This window comes from Rhizobium sp. AB2/73, from assembly GCF_020871915.1.
Classification (GTDB): Bacteria; Pseudomonadota; Alphaproteobacteria; order Rhizobiales; family Rhizobiaceae; genus Rhizobium; species Rhizobium dioscoreae.
In genome coordinates, this window is the sequence record NZ_CP067071.1 from 3,195,918 (window position 1) to 3,213,006 (window position 17,089).

Annotated in this window: 14 protein-coding genes; 11 read left to right on the forward strand and 3 right to left on the reverse strand. The window is 60.9% G+C overall.

What is annotated here, in order from left to right:
• Positions 1 to 236 precede the first annotated feature (236 nt).
• The 7 genes from I8E17_RS15735 (at position 237) to I8E17_RS15765 (ending at position 7,492) form a co-directional block, all read left to right on the forward strand.
• Positions 237 to 1,319 carry an ABC transporter ATP-binding protein gene (locus I8E17_RS15735; protein WP_113367215.1) on the forward strand — a complete coding sequence of 361 codons (1,083 nt, stop codon included), beginning with the start codon at positions 237 to 239 and terminating at the stop codon, positions 1,317 to 1,319.
• Between the two features lie 9 nt (positions 1,320 to 1,328).
• Positions 1,329 to 2,399: an ABC transporter ATP-binding protein gene (locus I8E17_RS15740; RefSeq protein WP_112724189.1), complete on the forward strand. Its 1,071-nt coding sequence runs from the start codon at positions 1,329 to 1,331 to the stop codon at positions 2,397 to 2,399.
• A 2-nt stretch (positions 2,400 to 2,401) separates the two neighbouring features.
• Positions 2,402 to 3,274 (forward strand): sugar ABC transporter permease, encoded by an 873-nt coding sequence (locus tag I8E17_RS15745; RefSeq protein ID WP_069611582.1) that lies wholly within the window; start codon positions 2,402 to 2,404, stop codon positions 3,272 to 3,274.
• A 47-nt stretch (positions 3,275 to 3,321) separates the two neighbouring features.
• A complete protein-coding gene (locus I8E17_RS15750) occupies positions 3,322 to 4,194 on the forward strand; it encodes a carbohydrate ABC transporter permease (RefSeq protein WP_229002118.1) in 873 nt (290 codons plus the stop codon).
• 12 nt (positions 4,195 to 4,206) lie between these two features.
• On the forward strand, positions 4,207 to 4,494 hold the full coding sequence (locus I8E17_RS15755; RefSeq protein WP_069611580.1) for a DUF2160 domain-containing protein: 288 nt from the start codon (positions 4,207 to 4,209) through the stop codon (positions 4,492 to 4,494).
• A 126-nt stretch (positions 4,495 to 4,620) separates the two neighbouring features.
• The gene (locus I8E17_RS15760) at positions 4,621 to 6,351 is read left to right on the forward strand and encodes an ABC transporter substrate-binding protein (RefSeq protein ID WP_069611579.1); all 1,731 of its coding nucleotides are present in this window, start codon (positions 4,621 to 4,623) and stop codon (positions 6,349 to 6,351) included.
• A gap of 286 nt (positions 6,352 to 6,637) precedes the next feature.
• Positions 6,638 to 7,492 (forward strand): 5'-nucleotidase, lipoprotein e(P4) family, encoded by an 855-nt coding sequence (locus I8E17_RS15765; protein WP_113367214.1) that lies wholly within the window; start codon positions 6,638 to 6,640, stop codon positions 7,490 to 7,492.
• Between the two features lie 254 nt (positions 7,493 to 7,746).
• Here the strand turns inward: I8E17_RS15765 and I8E17_RS15770 are convergent, their stop codons facing one another.
• Complete coding sequence (locus tag I8E17_RS15770) at positions 7,747 to 9,042, reverse strand: ABC transporter substrate-binding protein (RefSeq protein ID WP_113367213.1); 1,296 nt, start codon at positions 9,040 to 9,042, stop codon at positions 7,747 to 7,749.
• A gap of 151 nt (positions 9,043 to 9,193) precedes the next feature.
• Between I8E17_RS15770 and I8E17_RS15775 the strand changes: the two genes are divergently transcribed.
• The 4 genes from I8E17_RS15775 (at position 9,194) to I8E17_RS15790 (ending at position 13,942) form a co-directional block, all read left to right on the forward strand.
• On the forward strand, positions 9,194 to 10,216 hold the full coding sequence (locus I8E17_RS15775) for a LacI family DNA-binding transcriptional regulator (protein ID WP_113367212.1): 1,023 nt from the start codon (positions 9,194 to 9,196) through the stop codon (positions 10,214 to 10,216).
• A 42-nt stretch (positions 10,217 to 10,258) separates the two neighbouring features.
• Positions 10,259 to 12,115: a DUF2264 domain-containing protein gene (locus I8E17_RS15780; protein WP_113367211.1), complete on the forward strand. Its 1,857-nt coding sequence runs from the start codon at positions 10,259 to 10,261 to the stop codon at positions 12,113 to 12,115.
• Positions 12,112 to 13,137: a hydroxyacid dehydrogenase gene (locus I8E17_RS15785; RefSeq protein ID WP_113367210.1), complete on the forward strand. Its 1,026-nt coding sequence runs from the start codon at positions 12,112 to 12,114 to the stop codon at positions 13,135 to 13,137. The genes I8E17_RS15780 and I8E17_RS15785 overlap by 4 nt, the downstream gene beginning before the upstream one ends.
• Positions 13,138 to 13,354: 217 nt before the next feature.
• Positions 13,355 to 13,942, forward strand: coding sequence for a transglycosylase SLT domain-containing protein (locus I8E17_RS15790; protein ID WP_113367209.1), 588 nt, complete (start codon positions 13,355 to 13,357; stop codon positions 13,940 to 13,942).
• 30 nt (positions 13,943 to 13,972) lie between these two features.
• Here I8E17_RS15790 and I8E17_RS15795 read toward each other — a convergent pair whose 3' ends face one another.
• On the reverse strand, positions 13,973 to 15,235 hold the full coding sequence (locus tag I8E17_RS15795) for a Gfo/Idh/MocA family oxidoreductase (RefSeq protein WP_113367208.1): 1,263 nt from the start codon (positions 15,233 to 15,235) through the stop codon (positions 13,973 to 13,975).
• Positions 15,236 to 15,620: 385 nt separating this feature from the next.
• Entirely contained in the window at positions 15,621 to 17,042 is a 1,422-nt protein-coding gene (locus I8E17_RS15800; protein ID WP_113367207.1) for a mandelate racemase, read from the reverse strand.
• Between the last annotated feature and the right edge of the window lie 47 nt (positions 17,043 to 17,089).

The following is a 17,089-nucleotide window of genomic DNA, read 5'->3' on the forward strand; positions in this document are numbered from 1 at the left end:
AAAATCAGATCGATACGGAAAACGGCTTGGTTTGCGGCATCGGCCGCACCGCCATTGACCTCGCGCGGCACCATTCAAGCCGATGCGATATTTCCGCAAACAGATCGGCACAATCCACCTCCCGACAACCATAATCTCAGCAATAGACACCGCCCGGCGACGGCATTTCCGGACGGATCAGTCTCTTCGCGATCCTCGCGGCAGCATCGATATGCGGCGCATGGAAGGAATCTATCGTGCTTGAACTCAGGGGCGTATCGAAGTCTGTCGGCGGCGAAACGCATATTGCGGAAACAAATCTGACGCTGCAGCGCGGCACGCTGAACGTGCTGCTGGGACCGACGCTGTCTGGCAAGACGTCGCTGATGCGGCTGATGGCCGGCCTCGACAAGCCGACCACTGGCACGATCCATGTCGACGGCGCCGATGTCACCGGCCAGCCGGTGCAGCGCCGCAACGTCGCCATGGTCTACCAGCAATTCATCAACTATCCCGCCATGACTGTCTACGACAACATCGCCTCGCCGATGCGATTGAGCGGCAAAAGTGCCGCGACCATCGACCAGGAAGTGAAAAAGGCAGCCGATCTTTTGCGCCTCGGCCCCTTCCTTGATCGCCTCCCCTTGAGCCTTTCCGGCGGCCAGCAACAGCGTACGGCGCTGGCGCGCGCCATCGTCAAGAATGCCGGGTTGGTGCTGCTGGACGAACCGCTTGCCAATCTCGATTACAAGCTGCGTGAGGAGCTGCGCGCCGAACTGCCGAAGATTTTTGCCGAATCCGGCGCGATTTTCGTCTACGCTACCACTGAACCGTCCGAAGCGCTGCTTCTCGGCGGCAATACGGCGACCCTGGCGGAAGGCCGCATCACGCAATTCGGGCCGACGATCGATGTCTTCCGCAATCCCCGGGACCTGATTACCGCCACCACCTTTGCCGATCCGCCGCTGAACACGATCGCGCTCGACAAGCGCGGCCGCGAATTCGTGCTTGATGGCAATATCCACCTGCCCGTACCAAAAGGTTTGGAAGACCGGCCGGACGGCCGCTACACGATCGCCTTCCAGCCGCATCATCTCGCGCTCGCACCGCAGATGCCGGAAGCCGTCGCCGCCCCGGCGCGTGTCATGGTGACCGAGATCACCGGCTCGGAGAGCTTCATCCATATCGATTTTGCCGGTCAGCGCTGGGTGATGCTGACGCAGGGCGTGCAGGATATCGATGTCGACGATGCGATCGATGTCTATATCGATCCGCGCCACATCATGGTCTTCGACACCGATGGCGCCGCCGTCGCTCCCGCCCTGCAACAAGCCGCCTGAGGAGAGACAATGGCCCGCATCGATCTTGACCACATCAGGCACGCGTACAATGACCACCCCAAATCCGACGCCGATTATGCGTTGAAGGAAGTGAACCACAGCTGGGAAGACGGCAGCGCCTATGCCCTGCTCGGCCCTTCCGGCTGCGGCAAGACCACGCTTCTCAACATCGTGTCCGGCCTGGTGCAGGCCTCCGAAGGCCGCATCCTGTTCGACGGCAAGGACGTGACCCGGCTATCGACCCAGGAGCGCAACATTGCGCAGGTCTTCCAGTTCCCCGTCGTCTATGACACGATGACCGTCTACGACAACCTCGCCTTCCCGCTGCGCAACCGGCATGTTCCGGAAGCGGAGGTGAAGCGCAAGGTCGATGAGATCATCGAGATGATCGGCCTTTCCGACAGCGCTCATCGCAAGGCGCGCGGCCTGACGGCCGATGCCAAGCAGAAAATCTCGCTCGGCCGCGGCCTGGTGCGCTCGGACGTGAACGCCATCCTGTTCGACGAGCCGCTGACCGTCATCGACCCGCATATGAAGTGGGTGCTGCGCTCGCAGCTGAAGCAGCTCCACCGCCGCTTCGGCTTCACCATGGTCTATGTCACCCACGACCAGACGGAGGCGCTGACCTTCGCCGACAAGGTGGTGGTCATGTACAATGGCGAAGTGGTGCAGATCGGTACGCCGAACGACCTTTTCGAGCGCCCTCGCCACACATTCGTCGGTTATTTCATCGGTTCGCCCGGCATGAACGTCATGCCTGTCGAAATCGAAGGCAACAGTGCACGCCTCGGCAACCGCACGATCGCGCTGCCCGGCGCGCCTAAGGAAAAGCGGGCCGGCCGTTCCGAACTCGGCATTCGTCCCGAATTCGTCCGCATCGGCCGCGAGGGCATGCCCGCCACCGTCACCAAGGTCGAGGATCTCGGCCGCCGCAAGGTGGTCCGCGCCAAGCTCGACGGCCAGGACATCGTCGCCGTCATCGGCGAAGACCAGACGGTGCCGGCCGAGCCGCATATCGCCTTCGATCCGGCCGGCATCAATATCTATGCCGACTCCTGGCGCATCGAGATGGGAGCCTGACGATGGAGAAGACCTGGAACAACAAAGCCTGGTTCATGCTCATTCCGGTTCTGCTGCTCGTCGGCTTTTCCGCCGTCATTCCGCTGATGACCGTCGTGAACTATTCGGTGCAGGACACCTTCGGAAACAATCAATTCTTCTGGGCGGGCACGCAGTGGTTCGAGGAGATCCTCCATTCCGGGCGTTTCTGGGATTCGATGATCCGCAACCTGATCTTCTCTTTCGTCATCCTGGCGATCGAGGTACCACTCGGCATCTTCATCGCGCTCAACATGCCGAAAAAGGGCATCGGCGTTCCAGTCTGCCTGGTGCTGATGGCCTTGCCACTGCTCATCCCGTGGAACGTCGTCGGCACGATCTGGCAGGTCTTCGGCCGCAGCGACATCGGCTTGATGGGCTATGTCCTCGTCAATCTCGGCATCGACTACAATTATGTCTCCGATCCGGCGGACGCCTGGGCAACGATCATCATCATGGACGTCTGGCATTGGACGAGCCTTGTCGTACTGCTCTGCTATGCCGGCCTCGCCTCCATTCCGGATGCCTTCTACCAGGCGGCCAAGATCGACGGCGCCTCGCGCTGGTCCGTCTTCCGCTATATCCAGCTGCCGAAGATGAACCGGGTGCTGCTGATCGCCGTGCTGCTGCGCTTCATGGATAGTTTCATGATCTACACCGAACCCTTCGTCGTGACGGGCGGCGGCCCCGGCAATTCCACGACCTTCCTGTCGATCGATCTCGTGAAGATGGCGCTCGGCCAGTTCGACCTCGGCCCTGCCGCAGCCATGTCGCTGATCTACTTCCTGATCGTGCTGCTGCTCTCCTGGGTCTTCTACACCGTCATGACCAATTACGATGCGGGAGCGAGCCGATGAGCGGCAAACCTCTATTCACCACGGCCGATGCCGCCGCGATGCACAAGATGGCCGCTTCCGATGCCGCGGCAAATGCGATCGTTGCGACGGGCACGCAGGTTGCCCGCCGTCACGGCGAAAAGGGGCGGTGGGCGTGGCTGGTGCCGACGATCTACATCATCTTCCTGCTGTTGCCGATCTACTGGCTCGTCAATATGAGCTTCAAGACCAATGAAGAGATCGTCAGCGGCCTGACGCTCTATCCGCACCAGCCGACGCTGCGCAATTACACGATCATCTTCACCGATCCGTCCTGGTACAAGGGCTACATCAACTCGATCACCTATGTCGTCATGAACATGGTGATCTCGGTCGCCTGCGCCCTTCCCGCAGCCTATGCCTTCTCGCGCTACCGCTTCCTCGGCGACAAGCACGTCTTCTTCTGGCTGCTGACGAACCGCATGGCGCCGCCGGCGGTCTTTGCGCTCCCCTTCTTCCAGCTCTATTCGGCCTTCGGCCTGATCGACACCCATATCGCCGTGGCGCTGGCGCACTGCCTCTTCAACGTGCCGCTGGCGGTCTGGATTCTCGAAGGCTTCATGTCCGGCGTGCCGAAGGAGATCGACGAGACGGCCTATATCGACGGCTATTCGTTCCCGCGCTTCTTCATCAGGATCTTCATTCCGCTGATCGCAAGCGGCATCGGCGTCGCCGCCTTCTTCTGCTTCATGTTCTCCTGGGTGGAGCTGCTGATCGCCCGCACCTTGACCACGACCGACGCCAAGCCGATCGCCGCCATCATGACGCGCACCGTCTCGGCCGCCGGCATGGATTGGGGCCTGCTTGCCGCCGCCGGCGTGCTGACCTTGGTCCCCGGCGCGCTCGTCATCTATTTCGTCCGCAACTACATCGCCAAGGGCTTCGCGCTCGGCCGCGTCTAAAGGAAAACCGCCATGAATACAGACTTTTCCTGGATGGCCTGGACGCTGCCGACGGCGCTGTTTTTCGCGACGATCCTGCTGCTGCTGATCGGCATGGCTGTGTGGGAGTATGTTTCGCCCGGCGGCCATCCGCGCCTCGGCATCCTGCGCTTCGAAACGACGCGCGGCGACCGGCTGTTCATTTCGCTGCTCGGCGCCGCCTTCATCCATCTCGCCTGGCTGGGTCTGGGAGGCCCCAGCCTGTGGTGGGCTCTTGCTCTTTCCGTGGTCTACGCCATCGGCGTCTTCCGTCTGGTCTGACGCGGAAGTTCAACCTGTTACCGCCCCGTTGCCCATTCGGTCATGCGGAGCAGTAAGGCAAATCGATGCAGATGGCCGGAAATCCGGCTGGCTGACAATGCACTCGCAACCTGTAGGGAGGAATATATGCGACGGCATCTCTTGACGACAACGGCAGTTGCCTTGCTGGCGCTCGCCGGCACGGCGCATGCCGGCATGAACGAAGCCAAGGCATTCCTGGACAAGGAGATCGGCGATCTCTCGACGCTCTCGCGCGCCGACCAGGAAAAGGAAATGCAGTGGTTCATCGATGCGGCCAAGCCTTTTCAGGGCATGGAAATCAAGGTCGTGTCGGAAACCCTGACGACCCACCAGTATGAATCGCAGGTTCTGGCCCCGGCCTTCACCGCCATAACAGGCATCAAGGTCACCCACGACGTCATCCAGGAAGGCGACGTCGTCGAGAAGATCCAGACGCAGATGCAGACCGGCCAGAACCTCTATGACGGCTGGGTGAATGATTCCGACCTGATCGGCACGCACTGGCGCTACAAGCAGGTGCGCAACCTGACCGACTGGATGGCTGGCGAGGGCAAGGACGTCACCAATCCCAATCTCGACATCGCCGATTTCATCGGCACCAGCTTCACGACCGCTCCCGACAAGAAGCTCTATCAGCTCCCCGACCAGCAGTTCGCCAACCTCTACTGGTTCCGTTACGACTGGTTCAACGACCCGAAGAACAAGGCTGATTTCAAGGCCAAATATGGCTATGAGCTCGGCGTACCGGTCAACTGGTCTGCCTATGAGGATATCGCCCAGTTCTTCACCGGTCGCGATGTCGACGGAAAGAAGGTCTTCGGCCACATGGACTACGGCAAGAAGGACCCGTCGCTCGGCTGGCGCTTCACCGATGCCTGGCTTTCCATGGCCGGCAACGGCGACAAGGGCCTGCCGAACGGTCTGCCGGTTGACGAATGGGGCATCAAGGTCGATGCCAATTCCCGTCCCGTCGGCTCCTGCGTTGCCCGCGGCGGCGATACCAACGGCCCGGCTGCGGTCTATTCGATCCAGAAATATCTCGACTGGCTGAAGGCATACGCTCCGGCGGAAGCCCAAGGCATGACCTTCTCGGAATCCGGCCCGGTTCCGGCACAGGGCAATATCGCCCAGCAGATCTTCTGGTACACGGCCTTCACCGCCGACATGGTCAAGCCCGGCCTGCCGGTCATGAATTCGGATGGCACGCCGAAGTGGCGCATGGCGCCGTCGCCACATGGCGTCTACTGGAAGGACGGCATGAAGCTCGGCTATCAGGACGTCGGCTCCTGGACGCTGATGAAGTCGACCCCGGTCGACCGCGCCAAGGCCGCATGGCTCTATGCGCAGTTCGTCACCTCCAAGACGGTGGACGTGAAGAAGAGCCATGTCGGCCTCACCTTCATCCGCGAATCCACCATCCGCGACAAGAGCTTCACCAAGCGCGCGCCGGAACTCGGCGGTCTGATCGAGTTCTACCGCTCGCCGGCCCGCGTGCAGTGGTCGCCAACCGGCACGAACGTGCCTGACTATCCGAAGCTCGCACAGCTCTGGTGGCAGGCGATCGGCGATGCCGCTTCCGGTGCCAAGGATGCGCAAGGAGCAATGGATGCACTTTGCGCCGATCAGGAACGCGTCATGCAGCGCCTGGAACGCGCAGGCGTTCAGGGCGACATCGGCCCGAAGCTCGCCGAAGAGCACGATCTTGCCTACTGGAACGCCGATGCCGTCAAGAACGGCCATCTCGCTCCGCAGCTGAAGATCGCCAACGAAAAGGAAAAGCCCATCACCGTCAACTACGACGAGCTGGTCAAGAGCTGGGCCGACGCGAAGAAATAAGCAACCGCACTTGGAGATGCGGCGGTGCCGGGGTCTGAAAGGACCCCGGCATTTTTTATTGTTTCAGAGCTCCAGCACGGCCTGTGTCGAAAACGCCGCCGCATGGAAGCGTCTGGCACAGGGGGACCGCAAATCAAAATCAACTGAACCCGGATCCGCCAACCGTCATATACTTGACACATTCCGTCTGCGCGCAAACTATCCTTACCCGGATCAAGACTTTGACGCCTATTTGAAATCGTTGATGCGATGAGTTGATTTCCAGAATTTCATAAAGGAGAACGGAGTGGAAAATAGATATCTAGGGCGCCTGACATTCGTGATCGGCCTCGCGTCCGCCTTGCCGGCTTTGGCCGCCGATCTGCCGGCCGCCATGCCCGACGACAATCTCAATGCCGTTCTTTGGGATCAGACGTCGGTGGAGGCGCAGGCCAACGCGCTTGGTGCCTATGCGCTCGGCCGTATCAGGCTCGACGAAGCGCTGGCCGACAAGAACTGGACCGCGGCTCCGGCCGAGCAAACAGGTAATTTTCAGGACTTTCCGCCCGCCATCATCCTCGATGTCGACGACACCATCCTTAACACCTCGCCCTACCAGGCGCGTAACATCACGGCGGGTACGAGCTTCAAGCCGGAAACCTGGACGCAATATGTGAATGCCCAGCAGGACAAGCCGATTCCCGGCGCTGTAGAATTTACCCAATATGCAGCATCAAAAGGCGTGAAGGTCTTCTACGTCACCAACCGCACCGCCGATGAGGAAGGACCGACCGTTGAAGAAATGAAGCGCTTCGGTTTTCCGATGGGCGACAATGTCGACACTTTCCTGAGCGCCAAGGAGCAGCCGGACTGGGGTTCGGCCAAGGGCACGCGCCGCGCCTTCATCGCCAAGAACTATCGCATTCTCCTGATGTTCGGCGACAATTTCGGCGACTTCACCGACGACTACAAGGGTACGGTCGAAGAGCGCCAGAAGGTCTTCGAGGCCAATGCCGCGCATTTCGGCCATGACTGGATCGCCATCGCAAATCCGACCTATGGCTCGTTCGAAAGCGCACCCTATAAGGGGGATTACAAGCTTGCGCCGGAAGAACAGCGCAGGATGAAGCAGGATGCACTGAAGCCCTGGGATGGGAAGTAAAGGCAGACTTTGAGGAGAGTGCGACACCCCCCCTCTGTCCCTACCGGGACATCTGCCCCACAAGGGGGGAGATCGTTAGGAGTTTGCCGCTCGTCACTCGTAAAACAATAAACAGCATTTGACCGGATTCGAGTTTCCTTGAGGTACGGCATGCCCGCGAGTTACCGATCTCCCCCCTTGTGGGGGAGATGTCACGAAGTGACAGAGGGGGGTGACAGCGGCGCGGCATATAACAAAGCCCGGATAAACTCCACTCAACCCTTCCGCTTCAATTTCGCCGCACCTTCTTCCACCAGCCGCTTCGCCGCCTCGGCGACCGTGATCTTGCCGAAGGCGAGCTGATCGGCGACGGGGCGGGCGACGTTCGCGTCGAATTCCTGGGAGCCGAGCGGCGCCGGCACGGGATAGGTTCCGACCTGATCCTTCAGCAGCTCGATATAGTGCACCGTCTGCTGCTCCACCGGATTGAGCGTCGGCAGGATGGCGGCGCGTACGGCGGGCGACATCGGCACGCCGCGTTCGACACCGAGGATCTTGCCAGCCTCGACATCATTGACGAAGAAATTGATGAATTTGGCGGCTGCTTCGCCATTCTTGCTGGTGGCGCCCACACTCCAGATCAGCGCCGGACGATAGTAATGGCCGGAGGGGCCATCCTTCTTCTCGCGTGGAAGCATGGTGATGGCGAGCTTGCTTTTGACGACAAGCTGATAGCCGACGAGCTGGTTGGAATAGGCCATGCCGATGGCCGATTTGCCGAGCGCCAGGCAATTGCTCTCGATAACGTTCTGGTCGAGCGTCTGCACATCGGCGGAGACCGTACCGCCGCGTTTGCGCAGCTCTTCCCAGTAGCTGTACCATTCCTTGGCATCGTCGACGCCAAAGCCGAGCCCGCCCTCCTCCGTAAAGAGGCTCTTGCCGCGCTGGCGCAGCCAGACATCGAGCACATAATTGTAGCGCGCGCCATAAGGACCGCCCCAATAGCCGCGCTTGCCGGCAGCCTTGGTCATTTCCACGGCGAGATCGGCATATTCGGCCCATGTCGTGGTCGGACCGGGCGGCGTCAGGCCGGTTTTCTTGAACATGTCCTCATCATAAAACATCGCGAAGGAATTCAGCCCAAGACCGACGCCATAAAGCTTGTTGTCGACCGTGGTCAGCTTCAGCACGTCCTTGCCGAAACTGTCGACATTCAGTGTCGAGGGCACGAATTGGTCGAGCGGCATGCAGGCGCCACGCTTGGAATAGTCGGAGATCGTGCTTGGCTCGAGCTGGAAGACATCGGCGATGTTCTGGCTGGCCATGCCGGTGGCAAGCTTCGCCCAATAGCCGTCGCCGCTGATGCTCTCGCCGACGACGGACAGATCGGGGTTCTTGCTGTGAAACAGTTCGGCAACGGCGACCGTGCGCTTGCCGCGATCGGGCGAACCCCACCACATGGCCCGGAGCTGCGTCGTATCGGCAAAGGCGGGCATTGCGCCTCCCCCAAGGGCAAGGCCAGCCGCGGTTCCGGCAGCTCCGATGATGAAAGAACGACGATTCATGCGCATGAGATTCCTCCTTCTCTTGCGTTGTCATCCGCGGCGATCTCCCCGACGCCTTCAGCGGACAAGTCAGCGCGACGATATGCAACTTCATTGCACTGTGCAATAAAAAATCTTTTTATTGCAAATTTGCATAAGTTTGCATAGCGTTTGCGATATGAACGATACTCGCTCCAAACGCATCAGGCAGGCAGACATCGCCATTGCCGCCGGCGTCTCCGTCTCGACGGTGTCGCGGGTCCTCACCAATGAACCCGGCATCAGCGAGACGATCCGCCAGCACATCTTCAAGGTGGCAAGCGATCTCGGCTATCCGCTGAAGACGGCAGCCGAAACGGCGGCCGGCGGCTTGGCATTGATCGCCAGCGACAGCGTCACCGGCGGTTTGAGCGTCTTCTATGAAGGCATCCTCGAAGGCCTGCGCGCAGGCGCCACCGAGCGCGGCATGCGCTTCGATATCCGACTCATCCGGGAGGCAAGGACGGAACCGGAACTGGTGAAAGAATATCTGCAGACCGCCGGTGCCGAGGGCCTCTTCCTCGTCGGCATCGATCCCTCGGAGGAGCTTTGCCGATGGCTCGAGGCCAGCGGCACGCCGACCGTGCTCGTCAACGGCACCGATCCGAAGCTGCGCTTCGACGGCGTTTCACCCTCGAATTTCTTCGGCGCCTATAACGCGACCCGGCGCCTGCTTAACGCCGGTCATCGCCGTATCCTGCATTTGACCGGCTCGCATCGCCAGACGATCCGCGAGCGCATCCGCGGCTTCGAGGCGGCGATCGCTTCGGTGGAAGGCGCTGAAGGCCGCATCGTGCAGATGAATTTCAGGGGCAGCTCCAGCCAGGAAGCCCATGACAAGACCGCCGAGGTCCTTGCCGCAGGCGAAGGCTATACCGCCGCCTTCTGCATGAACGATTTCATCGCCGTCGGCGTGCTCGACGCCGCCACCGAAGCCGGTCTGCGGGTGCCGGAGGATTTCGCCATCGTTGGCTTCGACGATCTTCCCTGTGCCCTGATGACCAATCCCCGGCTGGCAACCATGCGCGTCGACCGCGCAGCCCTCGGCCGGGAAGCCATCGGCCTGATGATCGCACGCTTCCGTGACCGCAATGCGCCGGCCCGCCACATCTGCCACGGCGTGCCGCCGGTTGCCGGCGGCACGCTGCCACCCGAAACCTGAAATCCAATCCCAGCCGCGGAAACGATCGAGAAAGCCGAACCGATGATCTATGACCCCGCCAGCTCCAATCCTCTTGCCGGCAACCCGCTGAAGACCCTTACGGACATGCGCCGCGCGCTGACCGATCTGTTCAATCCGCTGCTGCCTTATTTTTCCGAGGGCAATGCGCGCGTCCGCATCGATGGCGCAGGCGCCCATTTCGACCGGGCAGCCGCCGATCTCGAAGGTTTCGCCCGTCCGCTCTGGGGGTTGGCGCCGCTCGGCGCCGGCGGTGGCGATTTCCGCCATTGGGATCGCTATGTCGAAGGCCTCGCCAATGGCGTCGACCCGAAGCATCCGGAATATTGGGGCACGGTCAATGGCCGCGATCAGCGCATGGTCGAGCTGGCCGCCCTCGGCTTCGCGCTGGCGCTCGTGCCGGAGAAGATCTGGGAGCCGCTCGACCAACGTGCTCGTGACAATCTGATCGCCTACCTCAAGCACGCCCGCACCTTCGACTACGCCGACAACAATTGGAAGTTCTTCCGCGTCTTCGTCGATATCGCGCTCGACCGGCTCCGCGCCTCATTCGACCGCAGCCTGACGGAAAGCTACCTGAACGAACTCGACGGTTTCTACATCGATGACGGCTGGTATCGCGACGGCAATGTCCGCCGCATCGATCACTACATTCCCTTCGCCATGCACTTCTATGGGCTGATCTATTCCAAGCTGGTGGATGACGACCGCGCCAACCGCTATCGCGAGCGTGCCGTCCTTTTCGCGAGAGATTTCCGACATTGGTTCGCGCCCGATGGCGCCACGATCCCCTTCGGCCGCAGCCTCACCTATCGCTTCGCCTGCGCCGGCTTCTGGTCGGCGCTCGCCTTTGCTGATGTTGAGGCGCTGCCTTGGGGCGAGATCAAGGGCCTTTGCCTTCGGCACCTGCGCTGGTGGGCCGACAAGCCGATCGCCCATCGCGACGGCACCCTGCCGATCGGCTTTGCCTATCCCAACCTGTTGATGTCAGAGAATTATAATTCCGCCGGCTCCCCCTATTGGGCCTTCAAGGCCTTCCTGCCACTGGTACTTCCCGAAACGCATCCGTTCTGGACTGCGGAAGAAAAGCCACCAGAGAGCGAGCCGGCTATCATCCCGCAAAGACACCCCGGCATGGTCCTGATGCGCGGCAAGAATGATGTCATTGCACTCTCCTCCGGCCAGGAAAACCAGCAGATGCGCTTTGGTGCGGAGAAATATTCGAAGTTCGCCTATTCCGCCCGCTATGGCTTCAGCGTTGAAAGCGACGAGCGCATCTTTGCTGGCGGCGTCTTCGACAGCATGCTCGCCTTCAGCGACGACGGCCTGCATTATCGCGTGCGCGAGACCAATGAAGAGGCGAAGCTTGCCGGCGATACGCTCTATGCCAAATGGTCGCCCTATCAGGATGTGACCGTGGAAACCTGGCTGGTGCCGGCCTCGCCTTGGCATATCCGACTGCACAGGATCGCTACGCCACGGCCGCTGCAGACGGCCGAAGGCGGCTTTGCCATTGCAAGGCGCGATTTCGAGTCCGATACGCTCTCCTCCGCCATCGGAGTCGCCTATGCCATCGGCGAAGAGGATTTCAGCGGCATTCTCGATCTCGGCTCGACGATCACACGTGAAGGCATCGCGCAGAAAGCGCCCCCAAACACCAACCTCATCGTTTCCAAAACGCTGGTGCCGCAATTGCGGGGCACGATTCCGGCTGGCGAGACCATTCTCGTCTCAGCCGTACTTGCGGAGAAAGACCCGGCTGCCGTCGATCACGCCTGGAGCAGGCCGCCAGCCAAACCCGATATCGGCACGCTGCGCGCCCTCATCAGAGACAAGGGCGTTACGGTCAGCGCCATCGAGGCGCCGGGCCGCCTGCCATGACGCCATCCCTCTCCAGCCGCCCCGCAATATCATTCGCCATGCTACCGTCGCGCACACAGCACGTCCTGCCCGAGGCGCTCATACAGCGCCTCGATTCCATCGGCCGCGTACTCGACGCCGCACCGATGCAAAGCTTCGACGATGTGCGCGCGACCAAGCTACTCGCGGAAACCGAAATCCTGATCACCGGCTGGGGGGCGCCGATGATCGATGGTGCCGCGCTCGCACAGGCGCCGCATCTGAAGCTGGTGGTTCATGCCGCAGGAACGGTGAAAGGACTAGTGGGCGACAGCCTATTCGATCGCGGTATCTTGGTGAGCCATGCCGCCCAGGCCAATGCCCTGCCGGTCGCCGAATTCACGCTTGCCGCCATCATCTTCGCCGGCAAGAAGGTCTTCCGCTTTCGCGATTTCTACGTCGCCGACCGCAACCGCAACCGGACGGTACCAATGCAGACCGAAGCGATCGGCAATTACGGCCGCACCATCGGTATCATCGGCGCCTCGCGGATCGGCCGGCGGGTGATCGAACTGCTTGCCCCCTTCAACTACCGCATCCTGCTCTATGACCCGATGGTCGATGCGGCCGAAGCGACGCGCCTCGGTGTTGAAAAAGCCGAGTTGGACGCACTGATGGCATCGGCCGACATCGTCTCGCTGCATGCACCCTCGCTGCCTGCCACGCGCCATATGATCGACGCCCGACGACTCTCGCTGATGAAGAAGGGGGCGACGTTCATCAATACGGCACGCGGCGCACTGGTCGATGAAGCGGCCCTGATCGCCGTGCTGAAAGCCGGCCACATCGACGCGATCATCGACGTCACCGATCCGGAAATTCCGGAAGCCACCTCGGCGCTTTACGAGCTGCCGAACGTCTTCCTGACGCCGCATATTGCCGGTGCCGTCGGGCTGGAGCGGACCCGCCTCGGCGAGATGGCGGTCGACGAAGCCATCCGCTTCATCGAGGGTAAGCCGCTGCTCTATGAAATCCGCCGCGAGGATATGGCGCTGATGGCATGATGCGGCGCAGCAAATCCATGAAAAAACCCTGAAATCGCCCCATTTCGGCACAGGCAAACAACCCGTTTTTAATCATTCCGCGCTAGCAATCTCATGAGCGTCGGTCCGCCAAAAGCTCTGCCTCGAACTTTTGAAAAGGATCATGCGCCGATAGGTTGTTGCTGCATATCTCGTGCTTTTGAAAGACGCACGGCGCAGCAATGAAGAGGTTCTAGTAATGCGTACCCGCGTCCTTTCCATTCTGGCCGTAATGCTGCTCGGCATACTGGCAGGCTGCGCCACCGCACCCCGCCATACCCGCAATATCTGCGCGATCTTCGACCAGCGCGATGGCTGGTTCAACAATTGGCAGCGCGCCGCCGAACGCACGGAACGCAAGTACGGTGTGCCGGTGCCGATCCTGATGGCGACGATCTATACCGAATCCGGCTTCCGGCCGCGCGCCCGTCCGCCGCGGCGCTACTTGCTCGGCTTCATTCCCTGGAAGCGCCCGACGACGGCCTATGGCTATTCGCAAGCGCTCGACGGCACCTGGGACAAATACAAGCGCGAGACGGGCAACTGGACAGCAAGCCGCACCAATTTCGCCGACGCCATCGACTTCGTCGGCTGGTATCATTATCAGACCCACCTGCAGACCGGCATCGCCCTGAACGATTCCTACGATCTCTATCTTGCCTATTACTCAGGCCCCAAGGGTTATCTGCAGGGAGCCTGGCGCGGCAATGGAACCGCTCTTGCCGGCGCCAAGCGCTTCAACGGCATGACGCGGATCTACGCTCAGCAGCTGCCGAGCTGCAGCTGATCTCGAAACGGGAAGCTCAATACCGCGGCCCTAAGGCCGCGGCTCCAGCAAGTTCAACCCGCCATCTTCGCCCCAGATATTGGCAACCGACACCTGCTGACCGGTGCGGCTGCTCTGTAGCGCGGCGATACCGCAAAGCACAGACATCGCCCCCGCGCGCGAGCCGGCTCGCTGCTTGAGTTCGTCATTCGGGCCGGAGCGCAGCAACATGTTGCGCAGCCGGTCATCGCCGCCATAGTGCCCGCCGGAGGAGTGCGGCACCCATATGCGCTCCACGGCGCCGAAATTCTTCATGACCACGATCTCGTCGGCCGGCGGCGTCGTCCAGTTCTGCTTCTCGTATTGGCGCAGCTCGATTCGGCCCTTGTGTCCGTTGAAGGCGATATGATGCCCTTCGATCGGCATATAGGTATTCAGGGAATAGGAGACGTTGACGCCGTTGCGATAGCGGATGGAGGCAACCATCGTATCGGGGATATCGATATCCTCGCGGAAGACGCAGGCATCGCGCACATACCCATCGGCGGATGAGGGGTCTTCATAGAGGCTTTCGAGCAGCGGCGTTGCACTGATGTCGAGATAATAGTCGCACTCGCCCTTGTACCGGCAGGTGCGACAGCGCTCGCCGCGGAACGGGCCTTTGCGGCCATAATGCTTGAGATCGGCAAAGGCGGCGACCGTTTCCGGATCGGAATCCAGATACCAGTTCAGAAGGTCGAAATGATGCGTGGCCTTATGAACGAAGAGGCTGCCGGAATTTTCGACATAAGCATGCCAGCGGCGGAAGTAATCGGCGCCATGGCTTGTATCGAGATACCAATGGAAATCGACAGAGGTGACATCGCCGATGGCGCCGGAATTGATCAGCTCCTTGATCTTCGCAGCGGTCGGCGCGAAGCGGTAATTGAAGGAAATATCCAACCGCTTGCCGGTACGCGCCTCGGCATTGAGAATGCGCTTGATCTTGTCGACGGTCGTCGTCATCGGCTTCTCGCTGATGACATCGGCGCCGGCCTCCATTGCCTTGACGATCAGATCGTCATGGGTGGAATCGCGGGTGCAGACGATGACAAGATCCGGCTTTTCCGTCCTTAGTAATTCTTCGAAGTCGGTATAGATGGGCACCGAGGCGCCGATATACTCCAGCGCCCGCTTTGCCCGCATGGCATTGAGATCGCAGACCGCCACGAGCTCCACCTCGTTGCTCCAACGCTCGACCAGATCCTTGCCCCACATGGTCGTGCCGCGGTGACCCGTCCCGACCAGAGCGTAGCGTTTCTTCGATGACTGCATCTGCTCCTCCACAATCTGCAAACAGCGATGATGAGGCCTCGGCGGCCTTCACTCAGGTGATATGCCCCTCACCCCAACCCTCTCCCCGCTTGCGGTAGAGCACATTTGAAGCACATCGGTGCCGCAAGTTCCTTCTCCCCTCGGGGAGAAGGTGGCCCGAAGGGTCGGATGAGGGGGTTGACTGCTTTGAATGCGGGAATTTTCGTATTCTTGGCAGACACCCCCTCATCCGCCTGTTGGCACCTTCTCCCCGAGGGGAGAAGGAGGTGCGTGGCAACAATCTCAATTCACATGCGCTTGCCCTACCGCTTGCGGCCAGAGGGCCGGGGTGAAGAGCCACGCGCGGCAATATGTTTGGAAAAACTCTCATAACCTTGACAAAATCCTATGCCGGCGACCTCTCCATCGCCGCCCAATCCGGCGCAACCGACGAGCCGAGACCGACAGCACCGATAACGGAGCCGATCGCAAGCTGTCCCCCCTCGATCCGCAGCCGCGTGCGGCCATTGCTGATGCGATAGAGATCGGAATGAACCTCGGCGAAAGCGGCCTGCTCTGCCTCCGGCGCGCCGGCCATGCCGTCGACATAGTGGTGACCGTTGCGCTCGATATGCGTCATGCCGATGAGGGAAGCGAGCGCCAGATCCTGCTGCACGGCAAGACCGCCCTGCGTCGTCAGATCCTCGGCCGACATGAAATAGGGGATACCGTCCTCAGCACTCCATTTCGCGACGCGCGCCCGGTTCAATAGCGAGCGATAGAAGCCTTTGCAGGATTTCGAGGAGATGCCGGTATAGCCAAGCCCCTTCGCCGTGACGAAGGCATCGATATCGGCATCGGATTCGTCGATTTCCACCGGCTTGAAGGCAGCCAACGTCTTCACCGGCTTCTCGAAGGCATGCACGCGGGCGATCGGCTGCTCGACGAACAGGATCGATGCTGCAAATCTTGCCAGCCTCGACTCTGCCTTCACACGGGAAAGCAGATCGGCAACGGCTTCGGCCGACGAGAATTGTTCGTTGCCGTCGAGCGTCACCGAATAGTTCGGCACCTTGGCGTCGATGACGTCAGCGACGCGGCAAAGGCGGTCGATATCCGCGTCGGGAACGCCCGACACCTTCACTTTGAAGAACGTCAGCCCATAGGCGTCGATCGCCTCTTCGAAACTTTCCGGCAGGCCATCGTTCAGCCGCTCGCTTGCCGGAATATCGCCTGGCACGATGGCATCCACCAGACCGACGGTATGGCGGGCAGCAAGGCTTGCCGATGGCTGTAAACTTACTAGGAAACCTGAGAGATCAAAGCCCGCGAGATCGCGTGCGGTGGAAGCATCGATGCCGGGGCGGTTCGCCTTGATCGCTTGCGCGACCGTCAGCCCCTCAAGCCGGCAGAGCGCATCGAGAATAGCCCGGTTGGCAAGCGCCAGGCCGAAGGATGCGACTAGCCCGTTCAGCTTCTCGGCTGCCGCTTGCGCATGATGCGAGGCCTCGACGGCGGCATGCAGGCCGAAAGCCGTTCCCGCACCAGCACCTCCTAAGGAATCGAGCGCTAGCGCCAGCGAACGCCGCAGCTGGTTTTCATTGTCCGCATTGGAAAGTTCCGGCGATTTGTCGAACCATTTCGGCACCATCAACTCGGCGGCCATCCCCTCGGCCGAGCGCCCTTGCGCATCCTCGATGCGCACGCGCAGAAAGATCTGCCGCGCCTCGCGCAAGGTCGCCGCACCGAAACGGAAGGGAAGCCGCAGCTTGACCGGACGCTCGAATGTCTCTGCCTCGACAAGCCTGATGGTCAATGGTTCGGTCATGGTGTTAGTCAGCTCCTGTGATGGTCAGGCAAGTCTATTTGCTTGGG

Excerpts from the sequence above, each read along its gene's own strand:
- I8E17_RS15740 (WP_112724189.1), top strand. The coding sequence starts at position 1,329 with ATGGCCCGCATCGATCTTGACCACATCAGGCACGCGTACAATGACCAC.
- I8E17_RS15745 (WP_069611582.1), top strand. The coding sequence starts at position 2,402 with ATGGAGAAGACCTGGAACAACAAAGCCTGGTTCATGCTCATTCCGGTT.
- I8E17_RS15750 (WP_229002118.1), top strand. The coding sequence starts at position 3,322 with ATGGCCGCTTCCGATGCCGCGGCAAATGCGATCGTTGCGACGGGCACG.
- I8E17_RS15755 (WP_069611580.1), top strand. The coding sequence starts at position 4,207 with ATGAATACAGACTTTTCCTGGATGGCCTGGACGCTGCCGACGGCGCTG.
- I8E17_RS15760 (WP_069611579.1), top strand. The coding sequence starts at position 4,621 with ATGCGACGGCATCTCTTGACGACAACGGCAGTTGCCTTGCTGGCGCTC.
- I8E17_RS15770 (WP_113367213.1), bottom strand. The coding sequence starts at position 9,042 with ATGCGCATGAATCGTCGTTCTTTCATCATCGGAGCTGCCGGAACCGCG.
- I8E17_RS15775 (WP_113367212.1), top strand. The coding sequence starts at position 9,194 with ATGAACGATACTCGCTCCAAACGCATCAGGCAGGCAGACATCGCCATT.
- I8E17_RS15780 (WP_113367211.1), top strand. The coding sequence starts at position 10,259 with ATGATCTATGACCCCGCCAGCTCCAATCCTCTTGCCGGCAACCCGCTG.
- I8E17_RS15785 (WP_113367210.1), top strand. The coding sequence starts at position 12,112 with ATGACGCCATCCCTCTCCAGCCGCCCCGCAATATCATTCGCCATGCTA.
- I8E17_RS15790 (WP_113367209.1), top strand. The coding sequence starts at position 13,355 with ATGCGTACCCGCGTCCTTTCCATTCTGGCCGTAATGCTGCTCGGCATA.
- I8E17_RS15795 (WP_113367208.1), bottom strand. The coding sequence starts at position 15,235 with ATGCAGTCATCGAAGAAACGCTACGCTCTGGTCGGGACGGGTCACCGC.
- I8E17_RS15800 (WP_113367207.1), bottom strand. The coding sequence starts at position 17,042 with ATGACCGAACCATTGACCATCAGGCTTGTCGAGGCAGAGACATTCGAG.